The sequence below is a fragment of the Streptomyces sp. BK79 genome, from assembly GCF_044142145.1.
Classification (GTDB): Bacteria; Actinomycetota; Actinomycetes; order Streptomycetales; family Streptomycetaceae; genus Streptomyces.
In genome coordinates, this window is the sequence record NZ_JBHVOC010000002.1 from 149637 (window position 1) to 165579 (window position 15943).

A 15943-nucleotide genomic window follows, 5' to 3' on the forward strand; every position below is an offset into this window, starting at 1 on the left:
CTGTCCGACTCTACTGGGGAGCCGGGACAGCCGGTTCGGACTGGGGTTCGGGAGCCCGGCCGGCGAGGCGTTCCCGCCAGGCGGTGAGGGTCGCCTCGTCGGTGGGGCGGGTCGCCAGGGAGACGGCCACGTAGACGGCGAGGGAGGCCAGGAGGCCGTAGTAGACGGGCTCGTTGGCGAGGATGCCGTAGGCCGCCATGAGGCCGACGACCGCGACGCCGCCGACGGCGACGGCGGCGAGGGCGCCCTGCGCGGTGCCGCGCTTCCACAGCAGTCCGCCGAGGATGGGGACGAGGAGGCCGCCGACGAGGAGGTTGTAGGCGACGGTGAGGGCCTCGACTACGTCGTTGAGGGCGATGGAGATGAGGATCACCGCGACGCCCATGGCGAGGATGAAGGCGCGGTTGCCCTTGACCTCGTCGTGCTCCTCCCCCGCGTCCGTCTTCCGCATCACGCCGCGCAGCCGGGACCAGATGTCGTTGTTGGCGACGGTGGCGCAGGCGATGAGGGCGCCGGAGGACGTGGACATCACCGCGGCGAGGGCGGCGGCCAGGACGAGGCCGCGCACGCCCATCGGCAGCTCGTCCTTGACGATGGTGGCGAAGGCGTCGTCGGGGCTGGCGAGCTTCGGGTAGAGCACCTTGGCCGCCGTGCCGATGATCGCGCCGGCGACGGCGTAGACGAGGCAGTAGGTGCCGGCGACGGTGCCGCCCCACTTGGCGGTGCGGTCGCTGCCCGCGGTGAACACGCGCTGCCAGATGTCCTGGCCGATGAGCATGCCGAAGGTGTAGATCAGCACGTAGGTGAAGATCGTCTCGCCGCCGATGCCGAGCGGGTCGAAGTACTCGGTGGGCAGCTGGGCCTTCATCTCGCTGAAGCCGCCGGCCTTGACGACCGCGATGGGCAGCAGCAGGAGCAGCACGCCGATGGTCTTCACCACGAACTGCACCATGTCGGTGAGCGTGATGGACCACATGCCGCCGAGCGTGGAGTAGGCGACGACGATCGAGCCGCCGAGGACGATCGCGAGGGTGCGGTTCACGTCGAAGAGGACGTCGAAGATCGTCGCGTAGGCGATGGTGGAGGTGACGGCCAGCATCAGGGTGTACGCCCACATGACGACGCCGGAGATGATGCCCGCCCGGCCGCCGTAGCGCAGGTCGAGCATCTCGGAGACGGTGTAGACCTTCAGCCGGGCGATGCGGGCGGAGAAGAAGACGGACAGGGCGAGGATGCCGAGGCCGATGGTGACGACCATCCAGGCGCCGGACAGTCCGTACTGGTAGCCGAGGCCGACGCCGCCGATGGTGGACGCGCCGCCGAGGACGATCGCCGCCATGGTGCCGGAGTACATGGCGGGGCCGAGACGCCGTCCGGCGACGAGGAACTCGCTCTTGGACTTGGCGCGGCGCATGCCCCACCAGCCCATGGCCAGCATGCCGGCGAGATAGACGACGATCACGATGTAGTCGACGGCCATGGGGGCCTCCTTCGCCTGTGTCGGTGGCGTGTCGTGCGGTGGGTGTGGTGTCCGGTGTGCTGTCCGGTGGGATGTGCCCGGTGGCTGGTCGCGGGGACATCCGCCCGTACCCGCGGCCGCCGGTCGAGGTTGACACTAGGTGGCTGAAAAGCGACTGCGAAGTGTACGTTTCATCCATTCGGGACCGCTCGGATGGAGGGATCGTCCACCATGCAGGAATCGGCCGTTCCGCCGACGCCTCCCACTCCCCCGGTGTCGCTCGCGGCCCTGCTGGCCCGCGAGGACCTGGGCCTGCGCCTGCTGGCCGGACCGCCGCCGGCCGGGGTGACGATCCACGGGGCGCACACCTCGGAGATGTCCGACCCCTTCCCGTACCTGCTGGGCGGCGACCTGCTGCTGACGGCGGGCGTGCACATCCCCGAGGCGGCGGGCTCGGGGACCTACTTCGACGACTATGTCGCGCGGATCGTCGCGGCGGGCGGCGCGGCACTCGGCTTCGGTGTGGCGCCGGTGCACGACACCGTGCCGAGGGCGCTGGTCGCGGCGTGCGAGGCGTACGGGCTGCCGCTGCTGGAGGTGCCGCCGCGCACGACGTTCTCGGGCGTGGCCCGTGCGGTGTGGCGGCTGATGGCGCAGGCCCGGATGGCCGAGCTGCGCCGGGTCTCCGAGGCCCAGCAGGCGCTGGCCGCGGCGGCCTCCCGGCCGGACCCGGTGCCGTCGGTGCTGCGCCGGCTGGCCGCCCGGCTCGACGGACGGGCGGTGCTGTACGGGCCGCGGGGCGCCCGGATCGCGGCGGCGGGGCGGGAGCCCGGCGGTGAGGTGCGGCGGGCGCTGGCGGAGCTGGCCCGGTTCGTCACCACGCACGCCTCCGCCACCGCCACCGCCACGGACACCGTCGCCGGCACCCGGCTCGCCGCGTACGCCCTCGGCACGGGGCAGGGCTTCGTCCTCGGGGTGGCGGCCCCGCACCGGGAGTCCGGGGACCACACCATCGCGTCGGTCGCCGCGGTCCTGCTCTCGCTGCTCACCGGCGAGCACCAGAGCGGCACGGGCGCGGCCCGCTCCTCGGCGCTGGTACGGCTGCTGCTGGGCGCCCGGCCCGAGGAGGTGGCACCCCTGCTCGGCGGAGGTGCCGGGGACGGGGACGGCGCGGGTGCCGCCCGCTGGCACGTCGTACACGCCCGCCCGACCACCGGCTCCCCCGACCCGGTCGCCGCCTCCGCCCTGGGCGCGGCCCTCGGCTCCCCGCTGGTCGACCCGGCCGGCGACGTCGTCCGGGTGCTCGTCCCGGCCGGACCGCACCCCGACGCGGGGGCGGCTGCCGGGGACGAGCCGCGGGCGCGGGCCGGCGCCTCCGGGACGGCCGCCGCGTCCACCGGACCCGGCGGCACCGCCGACCCCCGACCCGCGCCGCAGTCCGGCTGGACGCTCGGCGTCAGCGCGCCCGTCACCCCCGCCGAGTGGGCGGCGGGCGACGCCCAGGCGGCCCGTGCGCTGGCCAGGGCCAGGGCCACGCGCGCGCCCGTGGTCCGGCACGGCGGGCGGCCCGCGCTCGCCGACCTCGTGCCGGACGGCGAGGCCGAGGCGCACGCGCGGGCCCTGCTCGAACCCGTCGCCGCCGTGCCGGCGCTCACCGAGACGCTGCGCGCCTGGCTCTCCCTGCACGGCAGCTGGGACCGCACCGCCGTCGCCCTGTCCGTGCACCGCAACACCGTCCGGCAGCGCATCGCCCGCTGCGCGGCCCTGCTCGACGCCGACCTCGACGACCCGGACGTGCGGATGGAGCTGTGGTTCGCGCTGCGGCGCACCTGAACGAGCGGGTGAACGAGCGGGAGACGCAGGCGGCGTGACCCGTGTCCCAGCGGGTGACATGCCGAAGACGCCGCGTGGCGGCTGCCCCACAATGGAGCCATGCCGATACCCGGGACACCCAGCCGCGCCGAACTCGCCGAACACCTCGTCAGAACGCGCATCGCGGGCGACGTCGCCACGCCCCGCGAGAACAACCTCTCCCACTACCGCAAGCTCGCCAACGGCGACCGGGGCTTCTGGCTCGGCCTGGAGCTGGGCGACCGCTGGACCGACGAGCAGGACGTGCTCGCGGTGATGGCGGAGCGGGTCGGCGTCAACGACGACCCGGAGTACCGGTACGGCCAGGACACCATCGACCCGGAGCTGACGGTGGCCGCGCTGGAGCGCATGGCCGGCCGGCTGCGCAAGGCGGCCGACGGCGGGCAGCGGGTGCTGTTCGCGACCGGCCATCCGGGCGGCCTGCTCGACGTGCACCGGGCCACCGCCGACGCGCTGCGGGCGGCGGGCTGCGAGATCGTCGTGATCCCGGAGGGGCTGGCCACGGAGGAGGGATACGTCCAGCAGTTCGCGGACGTGGCGGTGCTGGAGCACGGCGCCTCGCTGTGGCACACACACTCCGGTGAGCCCATGAAGGCCATCCTGACCGGCCTGGAGCGCGCGGGCCGCCCGCTGCCCGACCTGGTGGTCGCCGACCACGGCTGGGCCGGGTACGCCGGTCAGCACGGCGTCGACTCCGTCGGCTACGCCGACTGCAACGACCCGGCGCTCTTCCTCGCCGAGTCCGAGGGCACCCTCCAGGTCGCGGTGCCGCTGGACGACCACGTGGTCAGCCCGCGCCACTACGACCCGATGACGGCGTACCTGCTGGCGGAGGCGGGGCTGAAGTAGCCCCTTGCCGAAGTAGCACCTTGCCCCTCAGCCCGCCCGCCGTCACGGCCAGGGGTTGAGCCCTTCCGAGCGGCGCTGCGCGAACCCGGGCGTCGGGTCCAGGTAGACCCGGCGGATCACCGGGAACTCCTCGCGCAGCCGCTGCTCGGCCCGCTCGCACGCCCACTCGATCTGCGCCGCCGTCGCCACGTCCCGGAAGTCGACCTTGGCGGCGACCAGTGCCTCGCGCGGCCCCTGCACGAGGGTGGTCAGCTCCAGTACGGCCTCGATGTGCTCGACGCCCATCAGTTCCGCGCGGATCCGCTCGCGCACGGTGCGGGGCAGCGGGCGGCCGATGAGGAACTCGGCGTTGGAGCGGCCCAGCACCCAGGCGACGTACAGCAGCAGGGCGCCGATGCACAGGGAGGCGACGCCGTCCCAGCCGCCGGAGCCGGTGAGCTGCCCGCCGAGCAGTCCGCCCGCGGCCAGCAGCAGACCGGCCAGGGCGGCGGAGTCCTCCATGACGACGGCCTTCACGGCGGTGTCGGGGGTGCGGCGCAGGTAGCGCCCGAAGGGCACCTTGTGGCGGCGGGCCTCGCCGCGCGCCTGCTTCAGGCCGGTGCGCAGCGAGTAGCCCTCCAGGAGGAACGCGACGGCGAGGACGAGGTAGGCGATGAGCGGGTCGCCGGGTTCCTCGCCGTGGGTGAGGGTGTGGACGCCGTCGTAGAGGGAGAAGACGGCGCCGCCTACGAAGGTGGCGACGGCGGCGAGCAGGGCCCAGATGTAGCGCTCGGGGCCGTGGCCGAGGGGGTGGTCCTCGTCGGCGGGGCGTGCGCTGCGTTTGAGGGAGGTCAGCAGCAGGACCTCGGTGACGGTGTCGGCGACCGAGTGCGCGGCCTCCGACAGCATCGCGCTGGATCCGCTGATCACGCCGGCCACCGCCTTGGCGACGGCGATGCCCAGATTGGCGAAGGCGGCGACCAGCACCGTGAAGGTGCTCTCGCCGCCGTTCGCCTCTCGTTTCCCGCGCGCAGGTTCCGCCATGCCCCTCAGTGTTCCCGAGGTACGCGCACCACGCCTTCCTGGATGACCGAGATGGCCAGCCTTCCGTCCTCGGTGTAGATCCGGGCCTGGCCCAGGCCGCGGCCGCCGGACGCGGACGGCGACTGCTGGTCGTACAGCAGCCACTCGTCGGCGCGGAAGGGCCGGTGGAACCACATCGCGTGGTCCAGGGAGGCGCCGACGACGTCCCCGACGGCCCAGCCGCCCCGGCCGTGCGCGAGGAGCACCGAGTCGAGGAGGGTCATGTCGGAGACGTAGGTGGCGAGGACGACGTGCAGCAGGGGGTCGTCGGACAGCTTGCCGTTGGTGCGGAACCACACCTGGGAGTGCGGCTCGCGCGGGGTGCCGAAGTCACCGAACGGCGGGTCGTCGACGTAGCGCAGGTCGACGGCGGCGCGGGCCTCGAGGAACCGCTCCACGGTCTCGGCGGGCAGGTGCGGATAGCTCCGCAGCCGGTCCTCGCCGGTGGGGAGGGTCGCCGGGTCCGGGGCGGCCGGCATCGGGGCCTGGTGGTCGAGGCCGTCCTCGTACGTCTGGAAGGACGCCGACAGGCCGAAGATCGGCTTGCCGTGCTGGACGGCGACCACGCGGCGGGTGGTGAAGGAGCGGCCGTCGCGCAGCCGGTCGACGTTGTAGACGATGGGCGCGCCGGGGTCGCCGGGACGCAGGAAGTACGCGTGCAGGGAGTGCGCGAGCCGATCCGCGGGGACCGTGCGTCCGGCGGCGACCAGCGCCTGGGCGGCCACCTGCCCGCCGAAGACCCGGGGGACGACGGCGGAACGGGAGTGGCCGCGGTAGATGTCCTCCTCGATCCGCTCGAGGTCGAGCAGGTCGAGGAGGGACTGGAGTGCTTCGCTCATGCCCCGAGGGTCACAGGCCCATGTTCTTCGCGATGATCATCTTCATGACCTCGCTGGTGCCGCCGTAGATGCGGTTGACGCGGTTGTCGGCGTACAGACGGGCGATCGGGTACTCGTTCATGTAGCCGTAGCCGCCGTGCAGCTGGAGGCAGCGGTCGATGACGCGGTGGGCGACCTCGGTGCAGAACAGCTTGGCGCTGGCGGCCTCGGCGGGGGTCAGCTCGCCGGCGTCCAGGGCCTCGGTCGCGCGGTCGGCGACGGCCTCGGCGGCGTCCACCTCGGCCTGGCAGGCGGCCAGCTCGAACTTGGTGTTCTGGAAGGCGGCGACGGGCTTGCCGAAGACGGTGCGGTCCTGCACGTACTGCTTGGCGAACCGGACGGCGGCGGCGGCCTGGGCGTAGGCGCCGAAGGCGATGCCCCAGCGCTCGGAGGCCAGGTTGTGGCCGAGGTAGGAGAAGCCCTTGTTCTCCTCGCCGAGCAGGTCCTCGACGGGCACCTTGACGTCGACGAAGGCCAGCTCGGCGGTGTCGGAGGTGCGCAGGCCCAGCTTGTCCAGCTTGCGGCCGACCGAGTAGCCCTCGGACTTGGTGTCCACGGCGAACAGGGAGATGCCGTGACGGCGGTCCTCGGCGGTGGGCGCGGCGGTGCGGGCGCAGACGATCACCTTGTCGGCGTGCACGCCGCCGGTGATGAAGGTCTTGGCGCCGTTGAGGACGTAGTGGGTGCCGTCCTCGGAGAGCTTGGCGGTGGACTTCATGCCCGCGAGGTCGGAACCGGTGCCCGGCTCCGTCATCGCGATGGCCCACATCTCCTCACCGGTGACGAACTTCGGCAGGTAGCGCTTCTTCTGCTCGTCCGTGGCCAGCATCTTGATGTACGGCAGGGCGAGCAGCACGTGCACGCCGGAGCCGCCGAACTGGACGCCCGCGCGGGCGGTCTCCTCGTAGAGGACGGCCTCGAACTTGTGGCTGTCCATGCCCGCGCCGCCGAACTCCTCGGGCACGTTGATGCCGAAGATGCCCAGCTCGCCGAGCTTGTAGTAGAACTCGCGCGGCGCCTGGCCCGCGGCGAACCACTCGTCGTAGACGGGGACGACCTCGGCCTCGATGAAGGCGCGGATGGTCTCCCGGAACGCCTCGTGGTCCTCGTTGAACACCGTACGGCGCACCGCGCCACCTCCAAGGTACGTATCTAAGCGCTTGCTCAGACTTCACCGTACCGGCGGGTAGGGAGGAGCGTCCAGAGCGGGGCGTGGGTAACCCTCGTCACTCCCCCACCCTTTTCAGTCGGCGGCCACCGCCGCGAACGCCCCCCGCGCCATCCGGTGCAGCAGCGCCGCCGTCGTCGTGCGGCCCGGCAGGGAGCCGGGCCGGCCGAGGTGCGGGGTGGAGTTCAGCAGGCCGAAGACCGAGTGCACCGCCGAGCGGGCGTTCGGCTCCGCCACCCCCGGATAGACGTCGCGCACCACCCCGACCCACAGCTCGACGTACTGGCGCTGCAACTGCCGCACCATCTTGCGGTCGGCGTCCCGGAGGCGGTCCAGCTCCCGGTCGTGCAGGGTGATGAGCGGGCGGTCGTCGAGCGCGAAGTCGATGTGACCCTCGATGAGCGAGTCGAGGACGGCCTCCGGACCGGTCACCCCGTCCGCCTCCGCCAGCCGCCGCTTCGCCCCGGTCAGCAGCGAGTCGCTGATGCCGACCAGCAGCTCGGCGAGCATCGCGTCCTTGCCGGCGAAGTGCCGGTAGAGGCCGGGGCCGCTGATGCCGACCGCGGCGCCTATCTCGTCGACGCCGACGCCGTGGAAGCCGCGCTCGGCGAAGAGCCGGGCGGCCTCCTTGAGGATCTGCTCGCGGCGGGTGGGGGCGTCGGTTCTCGTGGCCATGGGATCGATTCTAGACAGGGAGGTTAGCGGTCGTTAACCTGAGGGAAATGCGTTAACGCTCATTAACTGGTCGATCACTGGGTGAGGGGACCGCAGGATGCACGAGGCACCGGAGCTGACGACGGCGGCGGATCCCGCGTCCGAGGCCTTTCGGGCCAACGAGGAGGCGCACCGCGTCCTCGTGGAGGAGCTGCGCGCCAAGCTCGCCGCGGCCCGGCTCGGCGGCGGTGAGCGGGCCAGGGCCCGGCACACCGCGCGCGGCAAGCTGCTGCCGCGCGACCGCGTGGACACGCTGCTCGATCCGGGCTCGCCGTTCCTGGAGCTGGCGCCGCTCGCGGCCGACGGGCTCTACGACGGACAGGCCCCGGCGGCCGGCGTGATCGCCGGGATCGGCCGGGTCAGCGGCCGGGAGTGCGTGATCGTCGCCAACGACGCGACCGTCAAGGGCGGCACGTACTACCCGATGACGGTGAAGAAGCACCTGCGGGCGCAGGAGGTGGCGCTGGAGAACCGGCTGCCGTGCCTGTACCTGGTGGACTCCGGGGGCGCCTTCCTGCCGATGCAGGACGAGGTCTTCCCCGACCGCGAGCACTTCGGGCGGATCTTCTACAACCAGGCCCGGATGTCCGGCGCCGGCATCCCGCAGATCGCCGCCGTCCTCGGCTCCTGCACGGCGGGCGGGGCGTACGTCCCGGCGATGAGCGACGAGGCGGTGATCGTCCGCAATCAGGGGACGATCTTCCTGGGCGGCCCGCCGCTGGTGAAGGCGGCCACCGGCGAGGTGGTCACGGCGGAGGAGCTGGGCGGCGGCGAGGTGCACTCCCGCGTCTCCGGGGTGACCGACCACCTGGCCGAGGACGACCCGCACGCGCTCAGGATCGTGCGGCAGATCGTCTCCACACTGCCCGAGCGCGGCGCGCTCCCGTGGGGCGTGGAGCCCGCCGTCGAGCCCAAGGTCGACCCGCAGCAGATGTCCGGCGTGGTCCCGGTCGACTCCCGCACCCCCTACGACGTCCGCGAGGTCATCGCGCGGGTGGTGGACGGCTCCCGGTTCGCCGAGTTCAAGTCCGAGTACGGGCAGACCCTCGTCACCGGCTTCGCCCGCGTCCACGGCCACCCGGTCGGCATCGTCGCCAACAACGGCATCCTGTTCGCCGAGTCGGCCCAGAAGGGCGCCCACTTCATCGAGCTGTGCGACCAGCGCGGCATCCCGCTGGTGTTCCTGCAGAACATCTCCGGGTTCATGGTCGGCAAGGACTACGAGGCGGGCGGCATCGCCAAGCACGGCGCCAAGATGGTGACGGCGGTGGCGTGCACCCGGGTGCCGAAGCTGACGGTGGTGGTCGGCGGGTCGTACGGCGCCGGGAACTACTCGATGTGCGGACGGGCGTACTCGCCGCGCTTCCTGTGGATGTGGCCCAACGCCAAGATCTCCGTCATGGGCGGCGAGCAGGCCGCGTCCGTGCTGGCCACGGTCAAGCGGGACCAGCTGGAGGCGCGCGGGGAGGAGTGGCCGGCCGAGGAGGAGGAGACCTTCAAGGCGCCGATCCGCGCCCAGTACGAGCACCAGGGCAACGCCTACTACGCGACCGCCCGCCTGTGGGACGACGGGGTGATCGAGCCCGCCGACACCCGGCAGGTGCTGGGACTGGCCCTGACCGCGTGTGCCAACGCGCCACTGGGCGACCCCCAGTTCGGCGTCTTCCGGATGTGAGGAGGGGACCCATGCAGAACACGAACGAGACGCCACGCATGTTCGACACCGTGCTCGTCGCCAACCGCGGTGAGATCGCGGTGCGTGTCGTCCGGACCCTGCGTTCGATGGGCGTGCGCTCGGTGGCGGTCTTCTCCGACGCCGACGCGGACGCGCGGCACGTGCGGGAGGCCGACGAGGCGGTACGGATCGGTCCGGCGCCGGCGGCGGAGAGCTATCTCTCCGTCGAGCGGCTGCTGGAGGCCGCCGCCCGGACGGGGGCGCAGGCCGTCCACCCGGGGTACGGCTTCCTCGCCGAGAACGCCGGCTTCGCGCGGGCCTGCGAGGAGGCGGGGCTGGTCTTCATCGGGCCGCCCGCCGACGCCATCGCCCTGATGGGCGACAAGATCCGGGCCAAGGAGACGGTGCAGGCGGCCGGGGTGCCGGTCGTCCCCGGCTCCAGCGGCAGCGGCCTGACGGACGCGCAGCTCGCGCAGGCCGCCCGCGAGATCGGGACGCCGGTGCTGCTGAAGCCGTCGGCCGGTGGTGGCGGCAAGGGCATGCGGCTGGTGCGGGACGAGGCCCTGCTCGCCGACGAGATCGCCGCCGCCCGCCGCGAGGCGCGCGCCTCCTTCGGCGACGACACGCTGCTGGTGGAGCGGTGGATCGACCGGCCCCGGCACATCGAGATCCAGGTCCTGGCCGACGGCCACGGGAACGTGGTGCACCTGGGCGAGCGCGAGTGCTCGCTGCAGCGCCGGCACCAGAAGGTCATCGAGGAGGCGCCGAGCGTCCTGCTCGACGAGGCGACCCGTGCGGCGATGGGCGAGGCGGCCGTGCAGGCGGCCCGCTCCTGCGGCTACCGGGGCGCGGGCACGGTGGAGTTCATCGTGCCGGGCGAGGACCCCTCGCAGTACTACTTCATGGAGATGAACACCCGCCTCCAGGTGGAGCACCCGGTGACCGAGCTGGTCACGGGCCTGGACCTGGTGGAGTGGCAGCTGCGGGTGGCGGCGGGCGAGCGGCTCGGGTTCGCGCAGGAGGACGTACGGCTGACCGGGCACGCGATCGAGGCCCGCCTGTGCGCGGAGGACCCGGCGCGCGGTTTCCTCCCCTCCGGCGGCACGGTGCTGCGGCTGCACGAGCCGGAGGGCGACGGCGTGCGCACCGACTCCGGGCTCAGCGAGGGCACCGAGGTCGGCAGCCTCTACGACCCGATGCTGTCCAAGGTGATCGCGTACGGCCCCGACCGCGCCACCGCCCTGCGCAAGCTGCGGGCGGCCCTCGCCCGGACAGTGACACTGGGCGTGCAGACCAACGCCGGGTTCCTGCGGCGGCTGCTCGCGCACCCGGCGGTGGTGGCGGGCGAGCTGGACACGGGGCTGGTGGAGCGGGAGGTCGATTCCCTGGTCGCCACCGACGTGCCGGAGGAGGTGTACGAGGCGGCGGCGGCCGTACGGCTGGACGCGCTGCGTCCGCGCGGCGACGGCTGGACGGACCCGTTCTCGGTGCCCAGCGGCTGGCGCATGGGCGGCGAGCCGAAGCCGGTCGCCTTCCACCTGCGGGTCACCGACCCGGTGGAGCACACCCCGCGCGGCACGCACACCGTCACCGAGGACCGCGTGTCGGTGACGGTGGACGGCGTCCGGCACACCTTCCACCGCGCCGCCGACTGGCTCGGCCGCGACGGCGACGCCTGGCACGTGCGCGACCACGACCCGGTCGCCGCCTCCCTCTCGGGCGCCGCCCACGCGGGCGCCGACTCGCTGACCGCGCCGATGCCGGGCACGGTGACGGTGGTGAAGGTCGCCGTCGGCGACGAGGTGAGCGCCGGGCAGAGCCTGCTGGTGGTGGAGGCGATGAAGATGGAGCACGTCATCTCCGCCCCGCACGCGGGCACCGTCGCCGAGCTGGACGTGGCGCCGGGCACGACCGTCGCCATGGACCAGGTGCTCGCGGTCATCGCCCCGGTAGAGGAGGAGACGTCGTGAACGCCCCCGAGCTGGGCCTGCCCATGGCCGTACCGGCCGAAGGACTGCCCGCCCGCGTCCGCATCCACGAGGTGGGCGCGCGCGACGGCCTCCAGAACGAGAAGGCGACCGTGCCGGTGGCGGTGAAGGCGGAGTTCGTCCGCCGCCTGGCCGGCACGGGCCTGACGACCATCGAGGCGACGAGCTTCGTGCACCCCAAGTGGGTGCCGCAGTTGGCGGACGCGGAGGAGCTGTTCCCCGCCGTCGCCGACCTGCCGGTCGAGCTGCCCGTCCTGGTGCCGAACGAACGCGGCCTCGACCGCGCCCTCGCGCTCGGCGCCCGCCGGGTCGCGGTCTTCGCCAGTGCCACGGAGTCCTTCGCCAAGGCCAACCTGAACCGGACGGTGGACGAGGCGCTGGCCATGTTCGAGCCGGTGGTGGCGCGGGCGAAGGACGCGGACGTCCACGTCCGGGGCTACCTGTCGATGTGCTTCGGCGACCCGTGGGAGGGCGCGGTCCCCGTCGAGCAGGTGGTGCGGGTCTGCCGCGCCCTGCTGGACATGGGCTGCGACGAGCTGAGCCTGGGCGACACGATCGGCGTGGCGACCCCGGGCCACGTGAGCGCCCTGCTCACCGCCCTCACCGGCGCCGGCGTCCCCGTGGACGCGCTCGGCGTGCACTTCCACGACACCTACGGCCAGGCCCTGTCCAACACCTGCACCGCCCTCAGGCACGGCGTGCGGACCGTCGACGCCTCCGCCGGCGGCCTGGGCGGCTGCCCCTACGCCAAGTCCGCCACCGGCAACCTCGCCACCGAGGACCTCGTGTGGATGCTGCGCGGCCTCGGCATCGAGACCGGGGTCGACCTCGGCCGTCTCGTCGCCACCAGCGTCTGGATGGCCGCCCACCTGGGCCGACCCAGCCCGTCCCGCACCGTACGCGCCCTCTCCCACCAGGAGCAGTGACAGCCATGGACCACCACCTCTCCCCCGAACTTGACGAACTCCGCCGCACGGTCGAGGAGTTCGCCCACGACGTCGTGGCGCCCAAGATCGGCGACTTCTACGAGCGGCACGAGTTCCCGTACGAGATCGTGCGGGAGATGGGCCGCATGGGCCTGTTCGGCCTGCCCTTCCCGGAGGAGTACGGCGGCATGGGCGGCGACTACCTCGCCCTCGGCATCGCCCTGGAGGAACTGGCCCGGGTCGACTCGTCGGTGGCCATCACGCTGGAGGCGGGCGTCTCGCTGGGCGCGATGCCGATCCACCTGTTCGGCACCGAGGAGCAGAAGCGGACGTGGCTGCCCCGGCTGTGCTCCGGCGAGATCCTGGGCGCCTTCGGTCTGACCGAGCCGGACGGCGGCTCGGACGCGGGGGCGACGCGGACGACGGCCCGCCTCGACGAGGCGACGGACGAGTGGGTCATCAACGGCACCAAGTGCTTCATCACCAACTCGGGCACGGACATCACGGGTCTGGTGACGGTCACGGCGGTCACCGGACGCAAGCCGGACGGCCGGCCCCTGATCTCGGCGATCATCGTCCCGTCCGGCACCCCGGGCTTCACGGTGGCCGCCCCGTACTCGAAGGTCGGCTGGAACGCGTCGGACACCCGTGAGCTGTCCTTCTCCGACGTCCGGGTCCCGGCGGCGAACCTGCTGGGCGAACAGGGCCGCGGGTACGCGCAGTTCCTGCGCATCCTCGACGAGGGGCGCGTCGCCATCGCCGCGCTGGGCACGGGGCTCGCGCAGGGCTGCGTGGACGAGTCCGTCAAGTACGCGAAGGAACGTCACGCCTTCGGCAGGCCGATCGGCGCCAACCAGGCCATCCAGTTCAAGATCGCCGACATGGAGATGAAGGCGCACACGTCCCGGCTGGCGTGGCGGGACGCGGCCTCCCGGCTGGTGGCGGGCGAGCCGTTCAAGAAGGAGGCGGCCCTGGCGAAGCTGTACTCGTCGACGGTGGCCGTGGACAACGCCCGTGAGGCCACCCAGATTCACGGCGGCTACGGCTTCATGAACGAGTACCCCGTGGCCCGCATGTGGCGGGACGCGAAGATCCTGGAGATCGGCGAGGGCACCAGCGAGGTCCAGCGGATGCTGATCGCGCGGGAGTTGGGCCTGGTGAGCTGAGGCGCGGGCCGCTCGGGCGGGGCCTGTGCCGGCTCCGCCCCGGCGCTCCGCGGGGCCACCCTCTGGACAAGATCTGAGGTTAGGCTAACCTACCTTCGACTTGTCCCGCGGATGCTCCGCACCGTTCGAAAGCAGCCACGCCATGTTCAACGCCAGAGCTACCCGTCCGACCCGCCGTGGAATCCTCGCCGCAGGCGGTGCCCTCGGCCTCGGTGCCGTGCTCGCGGCCTGCGGTGACGACGACGCGAACAGCGGCGACGGCGGCAAGGACACGGGCGCCGCCAAGTCCGGCCCCTGGTCCTTCAAGGACGACCGCGGCACCACCGTGAAGCTGGACAAGGTGCCGGCGAACATCGTCGCCTTCACCGGTGTCGCCGCCGCCCTCCATGACTACGGCGTCCAGGTCAAGGGCGTCTTCGGTCCCACCACCACCAAGGACGGCAAGCCCGACGTCCAGGCCGGCGACCTCGACGTCGACAAGGTGACCGTGCTCGGCAACGAGTGGGGCAAGCTCAACGTCGAGAAGTACGCCGCCCTCGTGCCCGAGGTGCTCATCACCACGACCTTCGACACCGCGGGCACCCTGTGGTCCGTCCCGGAGGACTCCAAGGACAAGATCGCCAAGCTGGCCCCGAGCGTCGCGATCTCCGTCTTCGACCGCCAGCTCACCCAGCCGCTCCAGCGCATGTGGGAGCTGGCCGAGTCGCTCGGCGCGGACATGAAGGCCAAGAAGGTCACCGACGCCAAGGCCGCCTTCGAGAAGGCCGCCGCCCGGCTGCGCGCCGCCGCGAAGGCCAAGCCCGAGATCCGGGTGCTGGCCGGCTCCGCGAGCGCCGAACTCTTCTACGTCTCCGGCACCAACCTCTCGGTCGACCTGGAGTACTACAAGGCCCTCGGCGTGAACTTCGTCGAGCCCTCGGAGGCGGCCAAGAAGGCCACCGGTGGCTGGTTCGAGTCCCTGAGCTGGGAGAACGCCGACAAGTACCCGGCCGACATCATCATCATGGACGACCGCGCCTCCACCATCCAGCCCGCGGACATCACCGAGGGCACCTGGAAGCAGCTCCCCGCGGTCAAGGCCGGCCAGGTCATCGCCCGCTCCCCCGAGCCGATCCTGTCCTACGACAAGTGCACGCCGCTGCTCGACAACCTGGCCGAGGCGATCGAGAACGCCAAGAAGGTCGGCTGACCCTCCCCCTCTCCCTCCCGGAGCCCTTCATGACGACGGCCGTGGCCGCCCCGTTCCGTTTCTTCTCCCTCCAGGTCGTACGGACGAGGCGGCTCGGCCCGTCCCTGGCCCGGGTCACCTTCGCCGGGCCCGACCTGCGCGCCTTCCACTCCGACGGGCGGGACCAGTCCCTGTCGCTGTTCCTGCCGCACCCGGGCCAGCCGGAGCCCGCCGTGCCCGTCGAGCTGGGCGACGGGTGGTGGCAGGGCTGGCGTGAACTGCCCGACGACGTGCGGGCGGTGATGCGCTCGTACACCCTGCGCGCCCTGCGCCGGGACGCCCACGGGGACACGGCCGAGATCGACATCGACTTCGTGCTGCACGGCGTCGAACCGGAGTCGCCGGTCCAGGCCGGCCCCGCCGCCCGCTGGGCCGCCGGCGCGGCTCCCGGCGACCGGGTGCTGCTGATCGGCCCGGCGGTCGCCGACAACCGGGCGATCCGCTTCCGGCCGCCCGAGGACACCGACCTGGTGGTGATCTGGGGCGACGAGACCGCCGTCCCGGCCGCCTGCGCCATCGTCGAGGCACTGCCGGCCGGCACCCGCGCCCGGGTGTGGCTGGAGGTGCCGCACGCCGAGGACGTGCAGGGCCTCGCGACCGCCGCGGACGCCGAGGTCACCTGGCTGGTCAAGGACTCCGGTGACGGCCCCGCGACGACCCTCGCCGCCCTCCGCGCGGCCGAACTGCCGCCCGCCGAGCACCCGTACGTCTGGATCGCCGGCGAGTCCGGCCGCGTCAAGCAATTGCGCCGGCACTTCGTGGGCGAACGCGGCGTCGACCGCCGCCGCGTCACCTTCGTCGGCTACTGGCGACAGGGCCTGACGGAGGAACAACTGCGCGAGCAGGGCTGAGACATCGGACCGTCCTCCTCAACTCGTCCCCTGCGCGGGCTAGTTGAGGCGTAAGTGACGGCAGTCACGTACCGGTACGCGTTTGATCTGAGTGACTTAGGTTAGGC

At 72.6% G+C, this 15943-nt stretch carries 13 protein-coding genes; 8 read left to right on the forward strand and 5 right to left on the reverse strand.

Features of this window, described 5'->3' with window-relative positions:
• Positions 1–10: 10 nt before the first annotated feature.
• Positions 11–1480: a sodium:solute symporter gene (locus ACFIF2_RS02710; RefSeq protein WP_395570816.1), complete on the reverse strand. Its 1470-nt coding sequence runs from the start codon at positions 1478–1480 to the stop codon at positions 11–13.
• A gap of 210 nt (positions 1481–1690) precedes the next feature.
• On the opposite strand from ACFIF2_RS02710, the gene ACFIF2_RS02715 reads away from it, so the two are divergent.
• A complete protein-coding gene (locus ACFIF2_RS02715) occupies positions 1691–3292 on the forward strand; it encodes a helix-turn-helix domain-containing protein (RefSeq protein ID WP_395570817.1) in 1602 nt (533 codons plus the stop codon).
• Between the two features lie 99 nt (positions 3293–3391).
• A complete protein-coding gene (locus ACFIF2_RS02720) occupies positions 3392–4180 on the forward strand; it encodes a phosphatase (protein ID WP_395570818.1) in 789 nt (262 codons plus the stop codon).
• A 42-nt stretch (positions 4181–4222) separates the two neighbouring features.
• Here ACFIF2_RS02720 and ACFIF2_RS02725 read toward each other — a convergent pair whose 3' ends face one another.
• The 4 genes from ACFIF2_RS02725 to ACFIF2_RS02740 all read right to left on the reverse strand — a co-directional run bounded on the left by ACFIF2_RS02725 (position 4223) and on the right by ACFIF2_RS02740 (position 7963).
• Positions 4223–5203 (reverse strand): cation diffusion facilitator family transporter, encoded by a 981-nt coding sequence (locus tag ACFIF2_RS02725; RefSeq protein WP_395570819.1) that lies wholly within the window; start codon positions 5201–5203, stop codon positions 4223–4225.
• A gap of 5 nt (positions 5204–5208) precedes the next feature.
• Positions 5209–6081: an acyl-CoA thioesterase gene (locus tag ACFIF2_RS02730; RefSeq protein WP_395570820.1), complete on the reverse strand. Its 873-nt coding sequence runs from the start codon at positions 6079–6081 to the stop codon at positions 5209–5211.
• A 10-nt stretch (positions 6082–6091) separates the two neighbouring features.
• Positions 6092–7249 (reverse strand): acyl-CoA dehydrogenase family protein, encoded by a 1158-nt coding sequence (locus ACFIF2_RS02735; RefSeq protein ID WP_395570821.1) that lies wholly within the window; start codon positions 7247–7249, stop codon positions 6092–6094.
• A gap of 114 nt (positions 7250–7363) precedes the next feature.
• Positions 7364–7963, reverse strand: a complete 600-nt coding sequence (locus ACFIF2_RS02740; RefSeq protein ID WP_395570822.1) for a TetR/AcrR family transcriptional regulator — start codon at positions 7961–7963, stop codon at positions 7364–7366.
• A 97-nt stretch (positions 7964–8060) separates the two neighbouring features.
• Between ACFIF2_RS02740 and ACFIF2_RS02745 the strand changes: the two genes are divergently transcribed.
• The 6 genes from ACFIF2_RS02745 to ACFIF2_RS02770 all read left to right on the forward strand — a co-directional run bounded on the left by ACFIF2_RS02745 (position 8061) and on the right by ACFIF2_RS02770 (position 15836).
• Positions 8061–9677, forward strand: a complete 1617-nt coding sequence (locus tag ACFIF2_RS02745; RefSeq protein WP_395570823.1) for a carboxyl transferase domain-containing protein — start codon at positions 8061–8063, stop codon at positions 9675–9677.
• A 38-nt stretch (positions 9678–9715) separates the two neighbouring features.
• Positions 9716–11647: an acetyl-CoA carboxylase biotin carboxylase subunit gene (locus ACFIF2_RS02750; RefSeq protein ID WP_395571038.1), complete on the forward strand. Its 1932-nt coding sequence runs from the start codon at positions 9716–9718 to the stop codon at positions 11645–11647.
• Positions 11644–12591, forward strand: coding sequence for a hydroxymethylglutaryl-CoA lyase (locus ACFIF2_RS02755; RefSeq protein ID WP_395570824.1), 948 nt, complete (start codon positions 11644–11646; stop codon positions 12589–12591). The genes ACFIF2_RS02750 and ACFIF2_RS02755 overlap by 4 nt, the downstream gene beginning before the upstream one ends.
• A 5-nt stretch (positions 12592–12596) precedes the next feature.
• Positions 12597–13757, forward strand: coding sequence for an acyl-CoA dehydrogenase family protein (locus ACFIF2_RS02760; protein WP_395570825.1), 1161 nt, complete (start codon positions 12597–12599; stop codon positions 13755–13757).
• Positions 13758–13899: 142 nt separating this feature from the next.
• On the forward strand, positions 13900–14946 hold the full coding sequence (locus ACFIF2_RS02765; RefSeq protein ID WP_395570826.1) for an ABC transporter substrate-binding protein: 1047 nt from the start codon (positions 13900–13902) through the stop codon (positions 14944–14946).
• Between the two features lie 29 nt (positions 14947–14975).
• Entirely contained in the window at positions 14976–15836 is an 861-nt protein-coding gene (locus ACFIF2_RS02770; RefSeq protein ID WP_395570827.1) for a siderophore-interacting protein, read from the forward strand.
• Positions 15837–15943: the final 107 nt, after the last annotated feature.